Origin of the sequence: Bacillus sp. CCNWLW194 (assembly GCF_037120585.1) — a bacterium.
GTDB classification, from domain to species: Bacteria; Bacillota; Bacilli; order Bacillales; family Bacillaceae_G; genus Bacillus_A; species Bacillus_A basilensis.
This window is the reverse complement of record NZ_JBBBBL010000008.1, coordinates 121,978-143,490: the sequence shown is the minus strand read 5'-3', so window position 1 is coordinate 143,490 and position 21,513 is coordinate 121,978. Positions and strand designations below refer to the sequence as shown.

The 21,513-nt window shown below is 33.2% G+C and carries 21 protein-coding genes, 1 pseudogene and 1 other annotated feature; of the genes and pseudogenes, 20 read left to right on the top strand and 2 right to left on the bottom strand.

Features of this window, described 5'->3' with window-relative positions; translation table 11 throughout:
• The 19 genes and pseudogenes from V7S50_RS19175 to V7S50_RS19085 form a co-directional block, all read left to right on the top strand.
• A partial coding sequence (locus tag V7S50_RS19175) for a hypothetical protein (RefSeq protein ID WP_336376434.1) occupies positions 1-2,038 on the top strand: 2,038 nt, incomplete at its 5' end.
• Positions 2,039-2,202: 164 nt separating this feature from the next.
• Complete coding sequence (locus tag V7S50_RS19170; protein WP_242251782.1) at positions 2,203-2,958, top strand: DUF975 family protein; 756 nt, start codon at positions 2,203-2,205, stop codon at positions 2,956-2,958.
• A gap of 33 nt (positions 2,959-2,991) precedes the next feature.
• Positions 2,992-3,429: an SseB family protein gene (locus V7S50_RS19165; RefSeq protein WP_063223282.1), complete on the top strand. Its 438-nt coding sequence runs from the start codon at positions 2,992-2,994 to the stop codon at positions 3,427-3,429.
• Between the two features lie 56 nt (positions 3,430-3,485).
• On the top strand, positions 3,486-4,868 hold the full coding sequence (locus V7S50_RS19160) for a WXG100 family type VII secretion target (RefSeq protein ID WP_242251783.1): 1,383 nt from the start codon (positions 3,486-3,488) through the stop codon (positions 4,866-4,868).
• A gap of 19 nt (positions 4,869-4,887) precedes the next feature.
• Positions 4,888-5,304, top strand: a complete 417-nt coding sequence (locus V7S50_RS19155) for a tetratricopeptide repeat protein (RefSeq protein ID WP_242251785.1) — start codon at positions 4,888-4,890, stop codon at positions 5,302-5,304.
• A gap of 11 nt (positions 5,305-5,315) precedes the next feature.
• Positions 5,316-5,738 carry a hypothetical protein gene (locus V7S50_RS19150; RefSeq protein WP_242251787.1) on the top strand — a complete coding sequence of 141 codons (423 nt, stop codon included), beginning with the start codon at positions 5,316-5,318 and terminating at the stop codon, positions 5,736-5,738.
• Between the two features lie 569 nt (positions 5,739-6,307).
• Positions 6,308-6,445, top strand: coding sequence for a hypothetical protein (locus tag V7S50_RS19145; RefSeq protein WP_242251789.1), 138 nt, complete (start codon positions 6,308-6,310; stop codon positions 6,443-6,445).
• A pseudogene (locus tag V7S50_RS19140) lies at positions 6,430-7,215 on the top strand (recombinase family protein). Before V7S50_RS19145 ends, V7S50_RS19140 begins: the two are co-directional and overlap by 16 nt.
• 155 nt (positions 7,216-7,370) lie before the next feature.
• Positions 7,371-8,606 carry an IS110 family transposase gene (locus V7S50_RS19135; RefSeq protein ID WP_242251790.1) on the top strand — a complete coding sequence of 412 codons (1,236 nt, stop codon included), beginning with the start codon at positions 7,371-7,373 and terminating at the stop codon, positions 8,604-8,606.
• Positions 8,607-8,713: 107 nt separating this feature from the next.
• On the top strand, positions 8,714-9,127 hold the full coding sequence (locus tag V7S50_RS19130) for a hypothetical protein (RefSeq protein ID WP_087095005.1): 414 nt from the start codon (positions 8,714-8,716) through the stop codon (positions 9,125-9,127).
• A 3-nt stretch (positions 9,128-9,130) separates the two neighbouring features.
• Positions 9,131-9,514 carry an immunity 22 family protein gene (locus tag V7S50_RS19125; protein WP_242251792.1) on the top strand — a complete coding sequence of 128 codons (384 nt, stop codon included), beginning with the start codon at positions 9,131-9,133 and terminating at the stop codon, positions 9,512-9,514.
• A gap of 455 nt (positions 9,515-9,969) precedes the next feature.
• Positions 9,970-11,154 (top strand): glycerate kinase family protein, encoded by a 1,185-nt coding sequence (locus V7S50_RS19120; RefSeq protein ID WP_242251794.1) that lies wholly within the window; start codon positions 9,970-9,972, stop codon positions 11,152-11,154.
• Entirely contained in the window at positions 11,151-12,581 is a 1,431-nt protein-coding gene (locus V7S50_RS19115) for an SLC13 family permease (protein ID WP_242251796.1), read from the top strand. The genes V7S50_RS19120 and V7S50_RS19115 overlap by 4 nt, the downstream gene beginning before the upstream one ends.
• Before the next feature lie 127 nt (positions 12,582-12,708).
• The gene (locus tag V7S50_RS19110) at positions 12,709-13,392 is read left to right on the top strand and encodes a response regulator transcription factor (RefSeq protein WP_242251798.1); all 684 of its coding nucleotides are present in this window, start codon (positions 12,709-12,711) and stop codon (positions 13,390-13,392) included.
• Between the two features lie 3 nt (positions 13,393-13,395).
• A complete protein-coding gene (locus tag V7S50_RS19105) occupies positions 13,396-14,754 on the top strand; it encodes a sensor histidine kinase (protein WP_242251800.1) in 1,359 nt (452 codons plus the stop codon).
• 19 nt (positions 14,755-14,773) lie between these two features.
• Positions 14,774-15,733, top strand: coding sequence for a PepSY domain-containing protein (locus tag V7S50_RS19100; RefSeq protein WP_242251802.1), 960 nt, complete (start codon positions 14,774-14,776; stop codon positions 15,731-15,733).
• A 108-nt stretch (positions 15,734-15,841) separates the two neighbouring features.
• Positions 15,842-16,231, top strand: a complete 390-nt coding sequence (locus V7S50_RS19095) for a PepSY domain-containing protein (RefSeq protein ID WP_242251805.1) — start codon at positions 15,842-15,844, stop codon at positions 16,229-16,231.
• A 130-nt stretch (positions 16,232-16,361) separates the two neighbouring features.
• Positions 16,362-16,610 (top strand) — a binding site (T-box leader).
• A gap of 115 nt (positions 16,611-16,725) precedes the next feature.
• Entirely contained in the window at positions 16,726-18,066 is a 1,341-nt protein-coding gene (locus V7S50_RS19090) for a sodium-dependent transporter (protein WP_242251806.1), read from the top strand.
• Between the two features lie 36 nt (positions 18,067-18,102).
• Complete coding sequence (locus tag V7S50_RS19085) at positions 18,103-19,017, top strand: alpha/beta fold hydrolase (protein ID WP_242251807.1); 915 nt, start codon at positions 18,103-18,105, stop codon at positions 19,015-19,017.
• 36 nt (positions 19,018-19,053) lie between these two features.
• Here the strand turns inward: V7S50_RS19085 and V7S50_RS19080 are convergent, their stop codons facing one another.
• On the bottom strand, positions 19,054-19,629 hold the full coding sequence (locus V7S50_RS19080) for a nucleotidyltransferase family protein (RefSeq protein ID WP_242251808.1): 576 nt from the start codon (positions 19,627-19,629) through the stop codon (positions 19,054-19,056).
• A 24-nt stretch (positions 19,630-19,653) separates the two neighbouring features.
• Positions 19,654-20,451 carry a lipid II flippase Amj family protein gene (locus V7S50_RS19075; RefSeq protein WP_063223291.1) on the bottom strand — a complete coding sequence of 266 codons (798 nt, stop codon included), beginning with the start codon at positions 20,449-20,451 and terminating at the stop codon, positions 19,654-19,656.
• A gap of 192 nt (positions 20,452-20,643) precedes the next feature.
• On the opposite strand from V7S50_RS19075, the gene V7S50_RS19070 reads away from it, so the two are divergent.
• Positions 20,644-21,309 (top strand): HAD family hydrolase, encoded by a 666-nt coding sequence (locus V7S50_RS19070; RefSeq protein WP_242251809.1) that lies wholly within the window; start codon positions 20,644-20,646, stop codon positions 21,307-21,309.
• Positions 21,310-21,513: the final 204 nt, after the last annotated feature.

Sequence of the window (21,513 nt, the reverse complement as noted above, 5' to 3'; positions counted from 1 at the left end):
AAAGCCACCAGAACCAACACACCCAACAATTACAGTATCGCCAAAAACGGGCGATATTTTAGTTGAGTGGTACGCTGGAAATGGAAAATATTACTCATCTGTTTTCTTTAATGATTTTTATACGAGTCAAAAAGAACTAGATGAAAATGCATTAAATAATTTAACGAACTACTATAGTAAAAAGGAAGACTGGACGCTTGTTAGTCAATTGAATACACCATCAAAATCAAAATCGATAGCTGAACATAAGTTAACATTAGATAATGTAGAACAAATTCTTACAAGTGGTAAATATTCAAATGAGAGAGCACTATTCTATTTACGTAATCAAATGAATGTACTAAATGAATCGGTTACTACACCAGAAGAGCTACAAAGATATTTAAGTGAAAATAAGAAGGATTATATTAAATCTGTAGCAGAAAAAGTTTATCAAACAGCAACAGAAGAAAAAAGAGAGTGGTCAAATACAGGGGATGTAGCATCTTTAGAACAAGCATTAAGTAAATTTTATTTAGTTACATCAGTACTTGAAAGCGTAGATCCTGCATTAGTAGAAAAAGCGAATCAAGATGTAGAAGATATTTTCAATAAGCTATTACAAGAAGAATTACAGAACCTTAATATCCAAACATCAGTAGTGATGTCTGCAACTGAGACAAAAGAAAAAGCAAGCGCGGTAAAAGAAAATACTAGTAGTAATGAAGAAAAAGCAGTTACAGAAGAAAATGAGGCAACAAGTATAGCAACTGAGAAAAACCAAAAAGATGCAAAGACTGAAGGTGCCAAAAATAACGAGAAAACAAGTAAAATCGATTCAAGTACTCAAAAAGCACAAGTAAAATCTGAACCATTTAGTCAAGAAATCGATGAAATAGAAACATATTTAAATCCAGCGAATCCACAATATGAAAATGCTTTACTATTAGCAAATAAGTATGTTGACGGGGCAACAGGAGAACAAAAAGAAAAATTAGAGCAGCAATTTAGTGTGGCTGTAGAGGGACTTCGAGGACAAATAAAAGATCCTAAATTTACAGTGGAAGACGCTATAAATAAAGCGAATTTATTAGCAAATACGGCAAGAGTAGAAAAATCTGTTCAAGATGAATCTCATAAGTTATTAATGCCGCTAATGTTTGAAAGAAAAGCAAACGATGCTGCAAATAATGGAGAATATTATACAGCGGTATTAAATATTGCAAATGCAATTCGTACAAAGCACCCATTGGAACGTTCAAGAGAAGAAATGGTGAATTATGCGAATAAATTATGGACAGATACAGAAAATGAATGGAATAAAATGAATGGAACGACAGGATGGCAAAGTGAAGTAGGTAAAACGTTATTACCGTCATACGCATTACTTGCACAGTTAAAAGATATTGATAAAACGATTGGCCAAATTAGCGGTATGAATATGATTGATAATGCATCCAAAAAAATGGAGGGAATTCAACTTATTCAATTAGCAGGTGATGAAGCAAATAAAGAAGGACAAACGAGCCTTTATAATGCTTTACATTATTATGGTCAAGCAGCTTCACGCGGTGTTGTTGACAAAACAGGATTTTCTAATGTTGCTGGTCTTGTAATTAAAGAAGCAAAACAGTTAGAAAAAACGCAATATAAATCAGCGTTAAACAACTATCAAATTTTATATAAAACACCAGGTATCGAAGAATTAGGAATTAAAGATGGGGTAAAAGCGGCAATTGAGTATTTGAGTACATTTGAAGCTGCAAAGGTAAGCGGGAATAAAGATACGATTGAAGATTTAGCTTCAGCAATTGAATTAACTTATCATTCTATGGAACTAGGATATCCAGAAGCAGATGCAAAAGAATGGATGAATACGGTAGCTCTAAAAATGTTTAATAAAGGTGCAGGATATATGTCTGCAACTGATACGAATAATGCATATAAATGTTTTGAATTTTTAAGTCGTGATAAATATGCAAATGCTATTAATGGAGAAATAACGAAACAAGCAAAAGAGAATGTAGAAAAAATTAAAGCTATGAACGTTAAAAAATAATTGGATTTAACATTCGCCATCTTACTTTGCGTAAGATGGCGAAATTATTCCGCATAAGGAGTAAATATTAATGAGTTTAGTAGAAATTTGAATTTTACTAAACTCATTAATTATTCATCATAGTCACGCTATTCGCAATGGAGAATTTGAAAGGTGGAAAAAAGATGATTAGCAATTTAAAAAGGGAAGCATTATCCTCATTGAAAGGCCATTGGGGATTAGGGGTAGGTTCAACGTTTCTTAATTACCTCATTCCCGTAGCAAGTATGTATATCATTGGTATAGTAGTATTTCTAATTTTTGGTTTGTTTATAGACGTTATAGGACCCGAGAACTTTGTATATTATGCATACGGCGAACCTCAAATTAATTTTGGTTTTATTTTATCTCAAATTATTGTATGGGCTATTATTTTTATTCTTTATATTGTTGTACAAAGTGTTATGAGTTACGGCTATTATACAATTACATTACGTTTAGCAAAAAATGAATCTACCACAATAGGTGATTTATTTGCTGGTTTCAATTCAAATAATATATTTAGAGCTATGAAACTAGGTATCTTACAAACAATATTTATTAGCTTATGGAGTCTTTTGTTCATTGTTCCAGGTATTATTAAATTTTTCTCTTATTCTATGGCTTACTACATTATGTTAGAGGATCCAGAATGTACAGCAAGTGAAGCAATTAAAAAAAGTAAAATGATGATGAAAGGACATAAGTTAGATTTATTTATCACTTGGTTAAGTTTCATTGGTTGGTTTATTTTAGGTTCATTGGTGGGAATGTTTACACTAAATCTCCCATACCTTTGGATTTCGCCATATTATACTACTACAGTATCACATTTCTACTTAAATCTAGTGAATAGAACTAATGATTCAAAAGAAGTACCAGTAATCAATATTCAAAAATAACGAATTTAAATTTCGCATAAGGAGTGAAGTTCAATGAGTTTAGTAGAAATTTGTCCATTAGATGAGGCGTTAGTGGAAGCTTTACAGAATGAAGAAAAAAGAGTTCATTTTTATGAGATATTACAGAAATCAAATTTGTACGTTGTTGCTTCTGTAGAGGGAGATACAACTGTAGATGAAGAAGGGAATTTGATTTCAACTGAAAATACACAATTGCAAATTCATTATTTTGAAATGGAAGAAGGATTAATGTTACCACTGTATTCTGATTTGAAACATTTAGAAATGGTTATTCCAGAAGAATGTCCGTATGTTTCTATGAATGCAGTTGAATTATTAAAGACGATAGATTTAGAGGCAAATGTAATATTAAACCCAGGAACAAAATTTCAAAAATTATTTGTAAAGGAAGAAATTGAAGCGATTTGTGATAACAGTATTTTTGATGTTTTTTCTAAAGGGAATAAGTAAAAATTGATGCAGTTCTATTTCTTTTTGGTATAAAATAGAGGAAGGTGGGAGAAGGTTTGGAAATTAAGGTCAAACCTGAACAACTCGAACAAATTGCCAAAAACATATCAGAGATGCAAACACACAGCCAGAACATACAACAAAATCTCAATCAATCTATGTTTAGTATTCAAATGCAATGGCAAGGAGCAACGAGTCAACATTTTTATGGGGAATATATGAGATCAATGAGACTCATGGAATCTTACATACGTAACTTACAAGTTACAGAAAAAGAATTACGGCGTATCGCTCAAAAGTTTCGTCAAGCTGATGAAGAATATCAAAAGAAACAAAATGAAAAATTGAAAGAAGCCCATAAAAAAGAAAAGAAACATGAAAAATCATGGTGGGAAAAGGGAATAGAAGGAGCAGCTGAATTCATCGGAGTAAATGATGCAATTCGTGCAGTTACCGGTAAAGACCCTATTACAGGAAAAGAATTATCAACAAAAGAAAGACTCATCGCCGCAGGATGGACACTCCTAAACTTTGTTCCTGTTGGAAAAGTGGCAAGTCTTGCTGGAAAAGGAATAAAGTATGTCGCTTCTAGCTTTGGGAAGACGATTGTAAAAGCAGGAAAAAGACTAGGCGAAGGCGTAACAATGGTAGCCGGAAAAGCTGGGAAAGCAGCTGTCGATGGTATAAAAACAGCCAGCCACAAAGTAAAAGAGGGTGTAAACTTTGTAGCCTCCACAGCAAAAGGATTTGCCGACAAAATCGGAAGCCTATGGAACAAAGGCGCCACAACCGTAAAAACAACTTTCTTGCAGGGGAATGAAAAAATCCAGCACGCAGTAAAAACATTACTGGAATACAAATGGATCCCAGGTGAGGGAAAAGGCTTCGCCATGGCTGGAGTAGGAAATGTCTCAGGGGGAGGACAGTATTCTCTGAAAGAGGCTTATCAGTATATGGAGAGTAAGGTTGTTAAGGGTACGGGTGAAACTCCTAAAGGTTATTATCAAGATGTAAATGGAAAATGGCACCGACCAGATGGGGGTTACGCAAGTAATAAAGAAGTGGGTTTACCTGAACCAAGTGGCATAACAAAACGCTTGGAATATATGGGGAATACGCCTGGAAAAGGCTCCAAAACGGGTAAAGAAGTAATGGAAAGAATGGAAAATGAAATTCCACCAAAAATCCGTACAACACGTGATGGTGAAATAGAATTTATGGCAAGTGATAATAAATGGTATCCAATAGATCAAGCAGATATGGCTCATTTAACAGATGCAGTTTCATGGTGGAACAGTACAGGTAGATATTATGGAGCGAAGTCCCCAGAAGTTAGAGAATGGATGTTAGACTCCAATAATTATGTATTAGATCATTATAGGTTAAATCGATCCGCAGGTGCAAAGTTAAATGAAACCTACTTGTCACCAAATAAATGATTATTGGGAGGGGTTTATATTGGAACTCAACGATCAAGTGTATGATCGAATTGTAAAATTATGTAACGAGGGAAATGCTTTTATTGAAAAAGGGAAAGATGATAAGGCAATACAGAGTTATATAGCTGCTCTGGATTTGGTTCCGTTGCCGAAGACCGATTGGGAAACAAGTACATGGATTTATACAGCATTAGGAGATACTTATTTTTTAAATCGTGAGTATGAGAAAGCAAAAAGTAATTTATATAATGCACTAAATTGTCCGGATGGTATTTCAAATCCATTTATTTTACTGAGACTTGGAGAGAGTTTATTCGAGTGTGGAGAGCTTGATAAAGCTAAGGAGTATTTGTTAAGAGCTTACATTTTAGAAGGCTATAAACTCTATTATAATGAGGATGAAAAGTATTTTGAATTGATTAAGGATATGATTTGAGGAGGATAAATATGGCTATTTTACAATCACCTATAAAAGAAGAATTTGAAAGTCTTTTGGAAAAAAGTAATGAACAATTTAATAATGGTAACTATAATGGTTCTATTGTGTTATTAGAAGAGGCATGGGATATAATACCTAATCCTAAAGGTATTTATTGTGAAGAGAGTTACCATTTAGTTAAGGATATTATCTCTACTTGTTTTATGGTAAATGATTTAAAAAAAGCAAAGGAGTGGGCAGATAAAATATTTTTAACTGGATTTGCACGTATAGATTCCGGTGACAAGGAATTTATTGCAGGGAAAGTTGCTTTTGAATTAGATGATTTAGAAACCGCAAAAGAATTTTTTAGCATTGCCAATACAAAATCAGAAGGTAGATGTTTTGGGAATCCGAAGAATACTAAGTATCTTAAATTTTTGAAAAGTTAAATGTTTAGCTGCGTAAAAGGAATTTAAAGATAGATTTAGTGACTTATAAAGGTTACAGCATTTGCATACAGGAGTGACAAAGTATTGGCTGTAATTAATTTAAAACATATTATGAAGTGTACAGGAAAATAATAGGCTGTTAGAAAGTACGTACTCCATGATGGTTGTACCATCATAGAGTACTGTGTGCAATGATAGAATAGAAAACGAAGTACGAGCTTAGGCGAGATGGCATTTTACTGTGCGACGTATATAAAGACATGGAATGTATATTAAACTAACAAGCTCGTACAAACTCGTAAGTTTTAACATAATATTTGTCATGACATACAAAAAGTTCCATACGCTTACTATAAAACTTACAAATTTATGTTACTTAAAAACATATGAACTTAAAGCACTTGATTGTCAATTAAAGGCAACAAGTGCTTTTTTGCGTTTTAGTGTAGAAATTTAAAAGAGCGTTATAATTTTATAAGTGCATTAAGTGTTAAATTTTTATTGTTGTTTTATAGACTGTAATGGCTATGTACAGTGTACGACGATAGTAGAGGGAAAAATAAAGGGTTGTGTTATTTTTTGAAGTCATCGTAAAGTACGTTTTAACGGATGAACGTTATGCACATGTTATCCGCAAAAAATGGGTAAACGTTACAGGGATTGTAATTGCTGTAACGGGAGAGGACTCAATATGGAAGAGAAAGTAGTTGGTTATGTACGAGTTTCAACAGAAGGACAAGTACGTGAAGGTTATAGCTTAACGTATTAAGTAGAAGAAATCGAACGTTACTGTATGGAAAATAACTTACAATTGCTTCATGTATATGAAGATAGAGGACTAAGTGGCGCAACTGTTGATGAAAATGGATTAACAGTTGAACGTGAAGGCTTACAAGAACTATTGTCAGATATGGCATATCAACAAGTGAGGCGCGTGATTGTATTAAATACATCTCGGTTATGGCGCTCTGATATGGCAAAAGTATTAATACAACGAGAGCTAAAGAAACATAAGGTTGATGTGAAAGCGATTGAACAACCCAATTATAGTATATACACGCATGACCCAAATGATTTTTTAGTAAATGGCATGTTAGAACTACTAGATCAATATCAACGTCTCGAGATTGCATTGAAGCTGAGTAGAGGCAGAAAGAAGAAAGCGGAACAAGGTGGATATGCGGGTGGCGGTGTGATGTTTGGTTACACAGTCAAGAAAGGACAAAAAGTGTTAGAAGTAGATGCAGAAAAAGCAGTGGTTGTACGTAGACTATTTGAGTTACGACACTTTTTTAGGCAGTGGTCGCTGACTCAATTGGCAGAACGACTGAATGCAGAAGGCTATCGTACAGAGAAAGGGAAACGGTTTACGAAAGTACAAGTGAAACGCATGTTAGACCGGGAGAGCTTTTATCGAGGGATATACACATATGGTCAAATACAGACAAATGGGAAACATTCAGCAATTATTTTATAAACTCACTTAAAAAATTAGCTCATTTTACTATACATACTACTAGAGTGATGAAAATGGATAGGCTTGCGTACCTATGCGCATCGGAAGATGAACGCTCGAACTAAGGTTGCCGACATTTTTATATATGACTAAATCATTGAATAGAGGGATGAGTTATGCATCATAGGCAGAACTATTTGTATGTAGGAGTAGATTTACATAAAGAGCAGCATACGGCTGTTATTATTAATTGTTGGCAAGAGAAACTAGGAGAAATACAATTTGAGAATAAACCATCTGCATTTTCGAAGTTCTTATTAGAAGTAGAGACATATGTGTGTGATGGGATAACTGTTGTATTTGGTTTAGAAGATGTTGGTGGTTACGGAAGAGCGTTAGCGAAATATTTAGTAGATCATGAACGAATAGTGAAAGAAGTAAATCCGGCTTTATCATTTTTAGAACGAAAAAGCCAAGTGATGATACAAAAAAATGATAGTTGGGATGCGGAATGTGTAGCACGCATATTGGTAAACAAATTTAATCAATTGCCAGATGCAAAGCCAAACGATTTATTTTGGTCGATACAACAATTGGTTTCAAGAAGGAATGCATTAGTAAAAGCACAAAGTGCATTAAAGAACCAATTACATATTCAATTAAACCACCATTATCCAAGTTATAAAAAGTTTTTCTCAGAGTTAGATGGAAAAACAGCATTAGCGTTTTGGCAGCAATATCCGTCACCCCCTTGTTTAGAGGGGGCAAATATAAAGCAATTAACAGCTTTTTTATTAGATGTTAGCAACAATACATGTTCAGTAAAGAAAGCAAGCGACATATTAAAACTTGTAAAAGAAGATGGACATACAATGAAGGAGTATCAAGAAACACGAGATTTTTTAGTAAGAAGTATTGTACGGGACATTGAGTTTAAAAAGAAAGAAATGAAATACATCGAGAGAGAATTAAAACAGCTAGTAAATCTACTAGATTATCAATTAGAAACGATGCCGGGAATAGAACTTGTGACGGCATCAGCATTAATAGCTGAAATTGGGGATGTAAGACGATTTCCAAATGCCAATAAATTAGCACGATTTGCGGGGATTGCACCTGTTTACTTTGGTTCTGGTGGGAAAGGTAAGACACATAAAAGTAAACAAGGAAACAGGGCGCTACACGCTTTATTTTATAATTTAGCAGTACAGCAAGTGCAAGTAGCAAAAGGCAGTAAGATGCCACGAAATCCAGTGTTTCATGCGTACTATCAAAAGAAGCTTAAAGAAGGAAAAACAAAAGGACAAGCATTGGTATGTATTATGAGAAGGCTTGTAAACATTGTATATGGCATGATGAAATATAAAACGGCATATGAGTTGCCGATAGTAGAAGAAAAAGAAGTAGTTTAATAAGGTGTACATGGTTTGCTTTTTTATTGTGAGGGTTTAAGATTACAACATAGGGTACGGGTGAAGGTAGTAAGAGTACTAGTGGGAATAGTAAGCATTTAAGTGATGTGAAAATTCCATCAGTAAGAAACAATGAGTTTAATAAATGGTTTGATAATCTATCAGCAAAAGAATTTGAGGAAATGTGGAATAATCCTCAGTTGAGAAGTAAAATAGAAGATAGGATTAGACGCCCAGGAGGATACCATGAGTGGCATCTTGTAGCAAGAACTCCTAAATTTAAGCAGTGGGGAATTAGTATGGATGATATTAAAGAAATGAGGTCTCTGACTAAAGATGTTGAATTTGTAAATCCACCTGGTCGTCATGGAAGAAGAGGCTCGACAAAAGCACATAATGAAATGTTAAAGATTATTGATTCTGCTTCTGACTATGAAAGTTTTGTTAAAGGGCTTAATGAGTGGGCTGAAAATAGAATGAAAAATGGCATTATGGATTTACCAGAAGGTTTGAGGAGGTAAAAAATGAAAAACGATGTTTCTTTATGGTTAGGATGCTTTAGTGATTTTGATGAACTCGAAACGTACACTGAAATAAAATATAATGAAGATGGAGATAGTATTCCCTCTATTTTTGAGAAAGATTTTAAATTAGGTTATTATGATAGGGACTTAGTTGAAAAAGATTGGATTCCTGATGCTGAAGATGACATAGAAAAGCTGTTAGTAGATTTTTCATATGATAATCAATTAATACAACAGTACAATAACATTAAGATAAAGTCTAAATACAATACCATCATTTTAATTTATAATTATGATTATAATAAAGAAGGTAAAATTGTTAACTTCGTAGATAAGACTACCTACAAGTTGGATTTCATTGGTACAGCAGAATATATAGATTAGTGCGAATGAAGTATATTTACAGTGAAAAGAAAAAGAAGTACGAGCTTAGGCAAGATGACATTTTATATGGCGATGAATTTAAATACATGGAATTTATATGAAACTAACGAACTCGTATAAACTCGTAAATTTTAACGTAGTAGTTATCATGATATAAAAAAGTTTTCCTACTGTTACTACAAAACTTACAAAATATAAACTTAAAGCAATTTTGCTTGCTGAGTACAGGAAACGCGAAATCGTACAAGTATTGTCCCGTAATAGAGAAATAAAATTGAATAAAGAGTAAAGGAATGTATCCGTTGCGCTATTCAATAGTGCAACGGATTTTTTGGTTCGCAAAATTCAGCACTTTCTCATCAAATTTTAATGTAAGCTTAATTGTGCTCTCTTTTTTCACCTTTAATATAAGCCGTAGATACGAAAGATATATAAGGTGAAGGGAGAAATAATACATGCGTATTTTAGTTGTACCATCAGGATTTAAAGAAAGTTTAGGGGCGAAGGAAGCTGCTGATGTAATGAAAGAAGGGATTTTAAAAGTTATGCCACTTGCTACTGTAGAGACTTTATCAATGGTTGATGGTGGGGAAGGGTTTACAGAGGCAATTATAAATATTACTGGTGGAAAAATGTATAAAGTACAAGTAACGGGACCTGTTGGAGATGAGATACAATCTTATTTTGGTGTTTTTGAAACGAGAGATGGTGAGCGTACAGCTGTTATTGAAATGGCTGCGGCGGCTGGGTTACGCCTTGTACCAAGAGATTTACGTGATCCTAGAAAAACGACTACTCATGGTGTTGGACAGTTAATCGAATTAGCTTTAAACAAAGGAGTAGATCGTATATTAATAGGTTGTGGTGATTCGGGTACGTCTGATGGAGGTGCTGGTATGGCTGAAGCGTTAGGTGTAAAGTTTTTTAATGAAGATGAGAAGGAAATACAAATTCAAGGTGGCACCTCTTTATTACAAGTTTCAAAAATAGATACGTCACAAGTAGATCCTAGATTAAGACATGTCCAAATTGATGTTGCTTGTAATTGGTTTAATCAATTATGCGGCGAACAGGGAGTAGCTAGAGTGTTCGGTCCGCAAAAAGGTGCTAACGAAGCACAAGTAATAGAACTAGAAAAAGCATTGGAGCGCTATGCTTCTATTATAAAAAAAGATATAGGTATAGATATACATCATACACCAGGAAGTGGTGCATCTGGCGGTCTTGGTGCTGGACTGCAAGCTTTAATAGGGGCAACGCTACATCCGAGATACGACATTATTATGAAGTATATGGATTTAAATAAACTATTGCTAAAGTGTGATCTTGTATTTACCGCGGAAGGAAGTATAGATTTTCAAACACCACGTGGGAAAATTCCAGCTGAGGTGGCTAAATGTGCAAAAAGATATGGATTACCAGTAATAGCGTTAGTAGGGACAGTCGGTAAAGGAGCACGTATTAATTACGATTACGGAATTGATGCATATACAAGCATATTACCAATGCCATCTTCATTAGAAAATGCTTTTTCTAATGCGGAGAAATGGCTTGGTGATTGTACAGAGAGTACGATGCGTACAGTTTTAGTTGGCTATCAAATCGCATCTCGTTTGAATAAAAGTGGGTATGTATCATGATTGAAAAAAATGTAGTGGAATTACATGTGAATAATAATGATACTCCGAAAATTAAGTCATCCTGGGTTCTGCCCATAGCACTTATATTAATGGTAGAAATAGTTCTTTTGCTTCCATCGTCATTAACGCTGGAAGCAAAATGGAGTTTGTTTGGATTTTGTTGCGCAATTATATTATGGACAACAACAACGATAAATTCGGCCTATATTGCACTCGGTTCTGTATTATTTCTAATTATTTCAGGAACAGCAAAGCAAGATCTTTTATTTGATTCGTTAGCTTCAGATGTCATTTGGCTTATGATCGGTTCGTTTATTTTAGGAAGGGCACTTCAAGCTACCGGTTTAGCTGAGAAAATGACGTGCTTTGTTGTAAATCGTGCTCGGAATATTTTGGGCTTGTGCGGGATTTTGACTATGATTATTCAAATACTCGCTTTCTTTATTCCATCAACATCTGGACGCGCAGCGGTTGTATTACCTGTTTTTCAAGCTATATCAAAAGAAATTGGGAGTAGAAGAATTACGAAAGCATTAGCAATTTTAATGCCTACTGTTATTTTAGTTTCAACAAGTTCTACAATTATTGGTGCAGGTTCCCATTTAATTGCCCTAGATATGTTAAAGGAATTTAATAATAAGGATATTACATTTGTAGAGTGGTTAATATGGGGATTTCCATTTGGATTCATAATGAGCTTTATAAGTTGTCGTGTAATATTATTTTTATTTTTAGACAAAGAGGAAGTAAAAACAAAACTAGAACAGAAAAAAGTTAAGTTTGAATTATCGCGAAATGAAAAGTATACAATCAGTATTTTAATAGCGATGGTAGCTTTTTGGTTAACAGAGTGGTTACACGGTTTGGAAATTGCAACAGTAACTATATTAGGAGTGTTTTTATTAACTTTACCAAAACTTGGCGTGATGCAGTGGAAAGAAAGTTTAAAAGGTGTCTCGTGGAATTTAATTTTATTTGTTGGAGCAGCAATTGCATTAGGGAAATCATTAATGGAGAGTGGTGCAGCGCAATGGATTATGCAGAAGTTATTTTCTGTAACAAAATTAATTGATGATCAATCAATTTTCATTGTGCTACTAATAATTGTTCTTCTTTCAGTAACATCACATTTATATATTACATCTCACACTACGAGAGCAGTAATTATCATTCCGCCACTACTATACTTTGCAAGTAGTCTACAATTAAATGAAGTAGCCGTCCTATTTTTAGGTATTGTTGGAATGAATTATTGTTTAACTTTTCCAGTCAGTTCTAAAGCACTACTTTTATTTCAAGAAAGTGATAGAGAAACTTTTCAGCCGCAAGATTTATTAAAATTAAGTAGTTATTTAAGCGTTATTTATATATTTGTAATGGTTATATTTTACTATGTATATTGGCAATGGGTTGGATTGTCACTTTAAAAATCAGGAATATATTTCATTCCTGATTTTTTCATTAAGGAGAAAAGATATTAGGTATTTTTTCTTTTTAAGGAAATTATTACTTGTTATACTGAAATGGTGTAAATATATATTGTAGGAGGTTTTTATGGGAGAAAGGATTTTAATCGTTGAGGATGAAGAAAAAATTGCTCGTGTCGTGCAGTTAGAATTAGAATTTGAAGGATATGAAAGTGAAATTGCAAAAACAGGTACAGAAGCAATGGAAAAGTTCGGCAATGGAAACTGGGATTTAATATTACTTGATGTAATGCTTCCAAATATAAGTGGGTTAGAAGTTCTTCGAAGAATACGTTTAAAAAATGCTGTAATACCTATCATTTTACTAACTGCTCGTGACTCAGTTGTTGACAAAGTGAGTGGTTTAGATCAAGGAGCAAGTGACTATATTACAAAGCCATTTCAAATAGAAGAATTATTAGCGAGGATTCGTGCTTGTTTAAGAATTTCATACGTAATAAAAGAAGAGGAAAATAGTAGTTATCAAATTGCAGATTTATATTTAGATGAGAAAACGAGAGAAGTGAAAAGAGGGAATAATCTAGTTGACTTAACGCCACGTGAATTTAATTTATTACTCTTTTTAATGAAACATGAAAATCAAGTGTTAAATCGTGAGCAAATTGTAACGAATGTTTGGGGATATGATTATTATGGTGATACAAATGTTGTTGATGTGTATATTCGATATTTGCGCAAAAAAGTAGATTGTAATGTGGATGTACCACTTATTCACACTGTTCGAGGTGTTGGGTATGTCTTAAAGGTGTAATGTATGAAAATTAAAAATAAAATATATTTATTCTCAACAGTATGGTTACTACTTATTTTATTAATTATTAATAGTTCAATATATTTTTTGTTTTATAAAGTTACTACGAACGGAGAGTTAGAACGATTGAAACGTGAGGCACTACATATTATTGAAGGAATGAACGCGGATTCAGCAAAAGAAATTGACGCAGTAAATTTGTTGCAACCATACTTACCTTCAAACGGTATGATTAGAATTATTAATGAAAATTCAAAGGTAACGATTAGGCAAGAAGTGGATAGTACAAAACCAATTCCAGTATTAAATACGAAATTTGAAAGAAAAGAATCAGCCGGAGTTTATGAGAAGAACGAGGAGAAATTTGCATATATAAAAATACCAATCATTTGGAATGATGGAAAAATTGTATCGTTAGAAATGACAGAACGTTTAGATAGTTTGCAAGAGAATTTAAAAATGTTAAAAAATGTATTAGTTATTGCGTCACTTTTTGTTTTAATTCCGTCTTTTTTTGCGGGGAGAATGTTAAGTAAACTCATTTTAAAACCTGTAAACTCTTTAATACAAACTATGGAACATATACAGGATAGAGGGATATTCAAAAAAATACCGCTCGAGAAAAAGTCAAAAGATGAATTGTACAAAATGGGAACGACATTTAATAAAATGATTGATTTATTACATCAGAACTTTGAAAAGCAGCAACAGTTCGTTTCAGATGCTTCGCATGAATTAAGAACACCGTTAACAGTTATTGAAAGTTATGCGAAATTATTAAAAAGATGGGGAATGAAAAAACAAGATGTTTTAGAAGAATCTGTAGAAGCGATTTATTCTGAGGCAGTAAGAATGAAAGGTATGACGAATCAAATGCTGCTTCTTGCAAACAGTAGTGCGGAGTGGAATTTGGAGACTAACGCATCAGATTTGGTCCGATTATGTCAGGTGACTGCTGAGCAACTAGAAAAAACATATGCTCGGAATTTTCGTGTTATAACAGAGGAAGAAAAAATTGTTGTAAGTATTGACGAACAAAAAATAAAACAAGTATTAGTAGTTTTATTAGATAATGCAATGAAATACAGTAAAGATTCTATAGATATTATAGTAGGAATACAAAAAGAAAAAGTCTTTTTTTCTATTCAAGATTACGGTATGGGAATTCCTAAGGAAGATATACAGAAAGTGTTTGATCGTTTCTTTCGAGTTGATAAGGCGAGGAGTAGGGAAACTGGGGGGACTGGTTTAGGTTTATCGATTGCCAAACAAATTATTGATGCTCATGAAGGAGATATACAACTTGAAAGTGAAGAAGGAGAATGGACGAAAGTTACAGTAAATTTACCTCATTTTTCATAAAAGGATAGGAGCTTTAAACATGAAAAAGAAATGGAAAATTGCATTGTTAGTTTGCTTTGCGGTTGTAAGTGTAGCGTTTGTATCACAACGTATTGTTTCTAAGCAAGGAGAAACAATATTATCTGAGAAACAAATTCAAAGTATTGTATCTGAACAGTATCCTGGAAAAATTAAAAGTATGAAATTAGTAAATAAAGGGGAACAAGATTTTTATAAGGTAAATCTTTCAAATGAACAAGGCTCATATGAAATAATAGTAGATGCCAAAAATGGAGAGATAAAACGAGCAAAAGAAAAATCATTAAAAAGTAATACAATAACGAAAGAGAAAGCGGAAGAAATGGCGCTACAGAAAGTACAAGGTGAAATTAAACATACTATATTAGAAAAGAGAAAAGAGATAGAAGTGTTTGTAATTACGGTAGAAACAAATGATAAGCAAAGTAAGGTAGTTGAGGTTGAAAAAACAACTGGTCGAATTCAATTGTTAGAGAAACCGATGACAAAAGTTACAGAAGAGCAGGCAAAAGAAATTGCAGTGCAGCAAGTGCCAGGGAATGTAAAGGGAATTAGACTTGAGCAAAAAAATGAAAAAAAAATATATGTAATAGAAATAGAGAAAAGTGCAAATGAGAATGTAATAGTAGAAATTGAAGAAACTACAGGCGCTTTTATTGGTACTTCACAAATACAAAAAGTTATAACAGAAGAACAGGCAAAAGAAGTTGCGTTACAAAAAGTACAAGGTGGATTTATTGAGAAGTTAAGTATAGTTGATATAAATGGTACGGCTACCTACCAAATTATTATAAAAAAACAAACAGAAACGGTTGATGTAAGGGTACATACAATAACAGGAGAAATTATATCAACTACATCGGTAAATAACACTATTCAGCAAAAGGAGTCATTGCAACAACAAGATGACGATGATCAAGAAGAAAGCAACGATGATCAAGATGATGATGACGAAGGATAATCACAACAATAAACGGATTCTCATCAAATTTTAATGTTCCTCACAGATTTCTTTCATTTTAACATTTTAGTATGTAAGTAAGAAAGAAATGAAGAGGAGGAACATGAAATGAAATTATGGATTGGAATCGTAATGGTGCTTTTCATTGCTGGAGGGACAGCATATGGTGTAAATGCAATGGAACATGAAGAAATGCGATATGAAGAGAGAGAAGAAAAAAGTTACGAAAGTAAAGAGCTTAGTCCAGAAATAGCTAAACAAATTGCAATTGAAAAGGTAAATGGAGTTGTAGAGAAAATTGATGTAGAACGTATGGACGATAAGGGCGTATATGAAATAGAGGTAGAAACAAACGAAGATGAGGAAAAAATATATATTAACAAGAAAAATGGAAATATTATAGCGGAAAAGGAATTTGAATTAATAAAAAATGAAAATGAAGATGAAGATGATGACCAAGATGAAGACGATGTGGATCATGATGATCTAGATGATTAATAACATTTCCCGATTGTACAAAGTTACAATGGAACATTCTTTTCGACAAAAAAATAATATATACCTTGACAGTTACTAATATAACAGATATACTTCATATTAATTTCAAAAGAAAATATATTCTAAATATTAAAATGTGTTGAATAGGAGTAGTAAGGTCGTATATTTGTACAGAGAGCTATGGGTTGGTGTGACATAGTCAAATGACATCCTGAACTCGCCTAGGAGCAGTAAGGTGGAACGGAATCACATTCTTAGTAAATCTTAACGGTTAACCTTCGATATTAGGTTTGTAATCAAACGATTACTACTAAGGTGGATTCATAATGGAATCAATAAGGGTGGTACCGCGTTAAGTAAATGGCTTAGCGTCTCTTTATATAGAGACGTTAGGCCATTTTTTTATATTATAGAAATAGAAATGGAGGGTTTATTTGAATTAATTTATAAAATTAATTTATCTATATAAAAGGATGTTATAGGAGGGAAATAAGATGAAACAGACGGAGCAATGGACTTCGAAATTAGGTTTTATAATGGCTGCAGCAGGATCAGCAATTGGACTTGGCGCGATATGGAAGTTTCCTTATATCGCTGGAAAGAGCGGGGGAGGAGCATTCTTTTTAATCTTTATATTATTTACTGTATTAATTGGACTACCACTACTTATAGCTGAATTTATGATTGGACGCAGTACACAAAAACAAGCAGTTGGAGCATTTAAAAGTATTGCACCAAATACAGGGTGGCACTGGATTGGACGCCTTGGCGTTGGAACGTGTTTTATATTACTTTCGTTTTATAGTGTTGTAGGTGGATGGGTATTAATTTATTTATTCAGAGGAGTAACTGGGCAACTTATTACTCCGGGACAGAATTATGGTACATTATTTACTGAAACAATTGGAAATCCCGCTTGGGCGATTATGGGGCATTTCGCTTTTATGTTCATTACGATTTGGGTTGTATCAAAAGGTGTACAAAACGGAATTGAAAAAGCAAGTAAATATATGTTGCCAGCATTGTTTGTTTTATTTGTTGCTCTTATTGTTCGATCACTAACACTTGATAATGCAATGGAAGGTGTGAAGTTTTTCTTACAACCAGACTTCTCAAAGATTACTTCAGAAAGTATTTTATTCGCGATGGGACAATCGTTCTTTGCGATTAGTATCGGGATTTCGATAATGGTTACGTATAGTTCCTATTTAAATAAAAAAGAAAGTTTACCAAAATCAGCAATAACAATTGTTGGATTGAATTTATTTGTTTCATTATTTGCAGGTCTTGCTATTTTTCCAGCTGTATTTTCATTAGGAATGGAGCCAACAGAGGGGCCTGGATTACTATTTATCGTATTACCATCTGTATTTAGTCAAATTCCATTCGGTGGGTTTTTCTTAACAGTATTCCTTGCACTATTTACATTTGCGACATTAACATCAGCATTTTCTTTATTAGAGACTGTTGTTTCAGCATTAGCAAATGGTGAACAAGAAAGAAGAAGAAAATTATCATGGATGATCGGTTTCTGCATTTTCTTAGTAGGTATACCATCAGCGTTATCATTTGGAGTATGGAGTGATATTACGATTTTCGGAAAGAATATATTTGATGCAATAGACTTCTTATCTAGTAATATATTAATGCCACTTGGAGCACTATTTATTAGTATTTTCGTTTCATTCAAAATGGAAAAGAAGGTGCTAGAAGCAGAGTTTTTTGTAGGTGGAAATTATGGAAAGAAAGTATTTACTTGCTGGGCATTTTTACTTCGATTTGTAGCACCGCTCGCAATAATTATTGTCTTTTTAAATGTAATAGGGGTTATTTAACATTGAATGTTATAATATTCAGTAAAAAGGAAGGTGATGATTATAAAGGCACATTTGATAGAAACAGGGAAATATATGAATATTAGAGGGAAAAAGCTATACGTTGAAACGCATGGAAATCCTAAAAAGAATCCAGTCTTATACTTGCATGGTGGACCAGGAGAAAGTTGCTATGATTTTTCATTTCATCAAGCGGAACGTTTAAAAGATTCTCTATATGTAATTATGATTGATCAAAGAGGTGTTTGTCGCTCTGAAGAAATTACTGAGGACGAAGCTTTTGGATTAAAAGATTTGATTGAAGACTGTGAGGGACTAAAAAAAGTATTACAAATTGAGAAGTGGTCTGTAATTGGACATTCTTTCGGTGGATATTTAGCATTGTTATATGCGTCGATATATCCAAGTTCAATAGAGAAAATAATATTTGAAGGACCAACTTTCGATTTTGCATTAACAAGTAGAGCTTTGTTACAAAAGACAGGGGAGTTATTAAAAAAGTATGGAAAAGAAGAAGTAGCAGAAGAGTCCATAGCTTATTCATCTAGCGATGCTAGTTCAGAAGAGTTGCTTGATGCTTATATAAGATTAAGCGAAGAATTAGAAGAAAAAAGAATGGAGATTTACAATAATAAGGAAGATAGGACAGATGAGAGTTTATACAGTGATCAAGAGTGGGAAGTATTTTCAAAACGCTCCAAAATTCATTTTGATAGATTAAAATTAGAAGGAGCATGTCATACGTCATTATTATCTAAAATAAAAGATGTACAGAATCCAATGTTATTAATAGTAGGAAAACATGATGTAGTAACGTGTGAAAAACAAATTGAAATATTTAATAAAGATGCTCGAAACGGCAAGTATATCGTATTTGAAGAGAGCGGTCATTCACCTCATTATGAGGAAGCAGATAGATTCGCAGAAACAGTCATACATTTTTTGAAATGAAGAAAAGGGTGCTTCTCTAAATAAGAAGCATCCTTTCTAAATTTCTGGATATGTGATTGTAATGCTAGGCCACTTACTTTGCCAATTCTTTTTAATAACTCTGTTTTTGTACATATGTAATCGTTCTTTCGATTCAAGAAAATGAGCTGTTGGTCTCACTTGTAAGGAAAGTACATCTTCTATCCCACACGGAGCTGTTAATATAACATTGTTTTTTTCGTCTAATGTAACTCCTAAAGCCGTTGCTGTTTCAGGGAATTTAGAAATAGCATCAACAGAAGAAGAATACGGTGGCATATTATTTACTACATGCATACGAGCTTGATTCTTTACAGACCAAGGGATAGTAGCATCCATATTCATTAATTTCGTTTCTAATGATTGTTCGTATATCTCATCTTCATGTAGACTATCATAATAAATCACATCAACATCAGGCATAGTCGTTTTAGCTTCATAGTTATGTAAAGTATCCCAAATTTTAGAACGAATAAATCCGGCACAAATCCACCAATCAGGTAGTTCTAATGATTTTGCTATTTGTAATACATTCATCATCCATTCGTCGTTTTCTATTAAGCGAACTATATCTTGCTCTGTTTGTATATTCATTAATAAACTCACCTTTCTAGTAAATTAATGTATTAGTTCAATAATCCATAAAATCCAGTAAGCACCTGGTACAAATAGTAGTTGTGCTAATAATGTACCGAAAAGTCTAGAAATCATTAGCCAACCGTACATTTTACTCATAGATTCAGCACCATGCTCTGATTGTAAAGCACGTTCTGTTAAAAGAGCGATGCGTGGATCGAGTAGTACCGTTAATAAAATTGTAGCAAAACCATTTACAAGACCAGAAGCTGTACTTGCGTTTGTTGCATAGTCTGGATTTAGAAAAGAAGCGTAAAGGGCAGCAAGAACACCTGCTGTATAAATAGCAGTAGCAAACATGTTAATAAGCATAATACGTTTTGGAATACCACCGATACGCAGTCTATGAATCATTTCTAACTTTGGAAACCGTACATATTTGTTTGTGTACTTTAATTTTTGAATGTTATTCGTCTTCATCATTCGAATGAATGAACCATCTGTTTCAAAGTTTTGAATGACGTATCCAAATAGTTTTGTCAAAGTTGGATACAGTATAATCGCAAGCAATGTACCAACAGAAGCAGATAATAGAACGAGCCGTATAATATGCTCTAAATCAATAGAAGAATCTAATTTTGCTTCATCGACAATACCACCGATTAAAAAGGCTTGTAGTAAGTTAGATGTTCTTGAAATAAGCAGTACCATTCCTACGACGGATAAGGCAACGGCAATCTTTTTTAAACGTACACCAGCTAATCGAATACTATAAGAGCTAGTTTCAACAGCATGGATGACAATTGTGAAAGCCATTATAAAAATTAATGTAATTGACATTTGTTTCACCAGTTTCTATTAAAATAATTGTAACTTTTTTACTTTATCATATGTATCGTTTTTTGTAACTGAAAGTATGTGACATAGGAAAAGTGATTTTTCAGAAAAAAGATAATGATAGTATAATAGAAGGGGGAATGGGAAAATATGTTATAGGTTACTTATAAAGTAAAATGAGTGGGGGAATGAAACATGTACACAACATTTCTATTTGATTTAGATGGAACATTAACGGATCCGAAAGAAGGGATTATAAATTCAGTATTGTATGCATTAAAAAAGGTTGGCATAGAAGAATTACATATAAGCGAGTTAGATTCATTTATTGGCCCTCCCATTCAGCAATCATTCATAGAGAGATATAATATGAGTGAAGGAGAGGTTGAACGAGCTGTTTTTTATTTCCGTGAATATTTAAAGCAGCGTGGTTTGTTTGAAAATAATGTATATGAAGGTATTCCAGATCTTTTACAACAATTAAAAAGTTCAGCTAATCGTTTATTTGTAGCAACTTCAAAGCCTACAGTATTTGCAAAGCAAGTACTAGAGCACTTTCAATTAACGGATTATTTTGAAGATATTATTGGAAGTAATTTAGATGGTACAAGAATAAAAAAAGAAGAGATTATTGCTCATATTTTACACACAAATGAAGAACTTAATAGAGAAGGGATTGTTATGATTGGAGATAGAAAGCACGATATAATCGGTGCGAACCATAATGGAATTGCTTCAATCGGCGTTTTATATGGCTATGGTAGTGAAACAGAATTGACTGAAGTGGGTGCGACTCATATAGTAAATGATGTAAAAGAACTACATCATTTTTGTTTAGAAAATAGTTTGATAAAGAAGTAAATATAGAGACTGAAAATCCCTTTATAACGTATGACGATGAAATCGTTTTTGTTTAAAGGGATTTTTTATATGTAATCGAATATGTATAATTAGACATTTTTAGCATGAAAAATTTGTATGAATAAGAGGAGTGATGTCAGAATCAAAAGATAGTAGTAGAAGTTTATTAGTAATAGTTTGAATTTTCTGTTTAAAGGAGGGGTA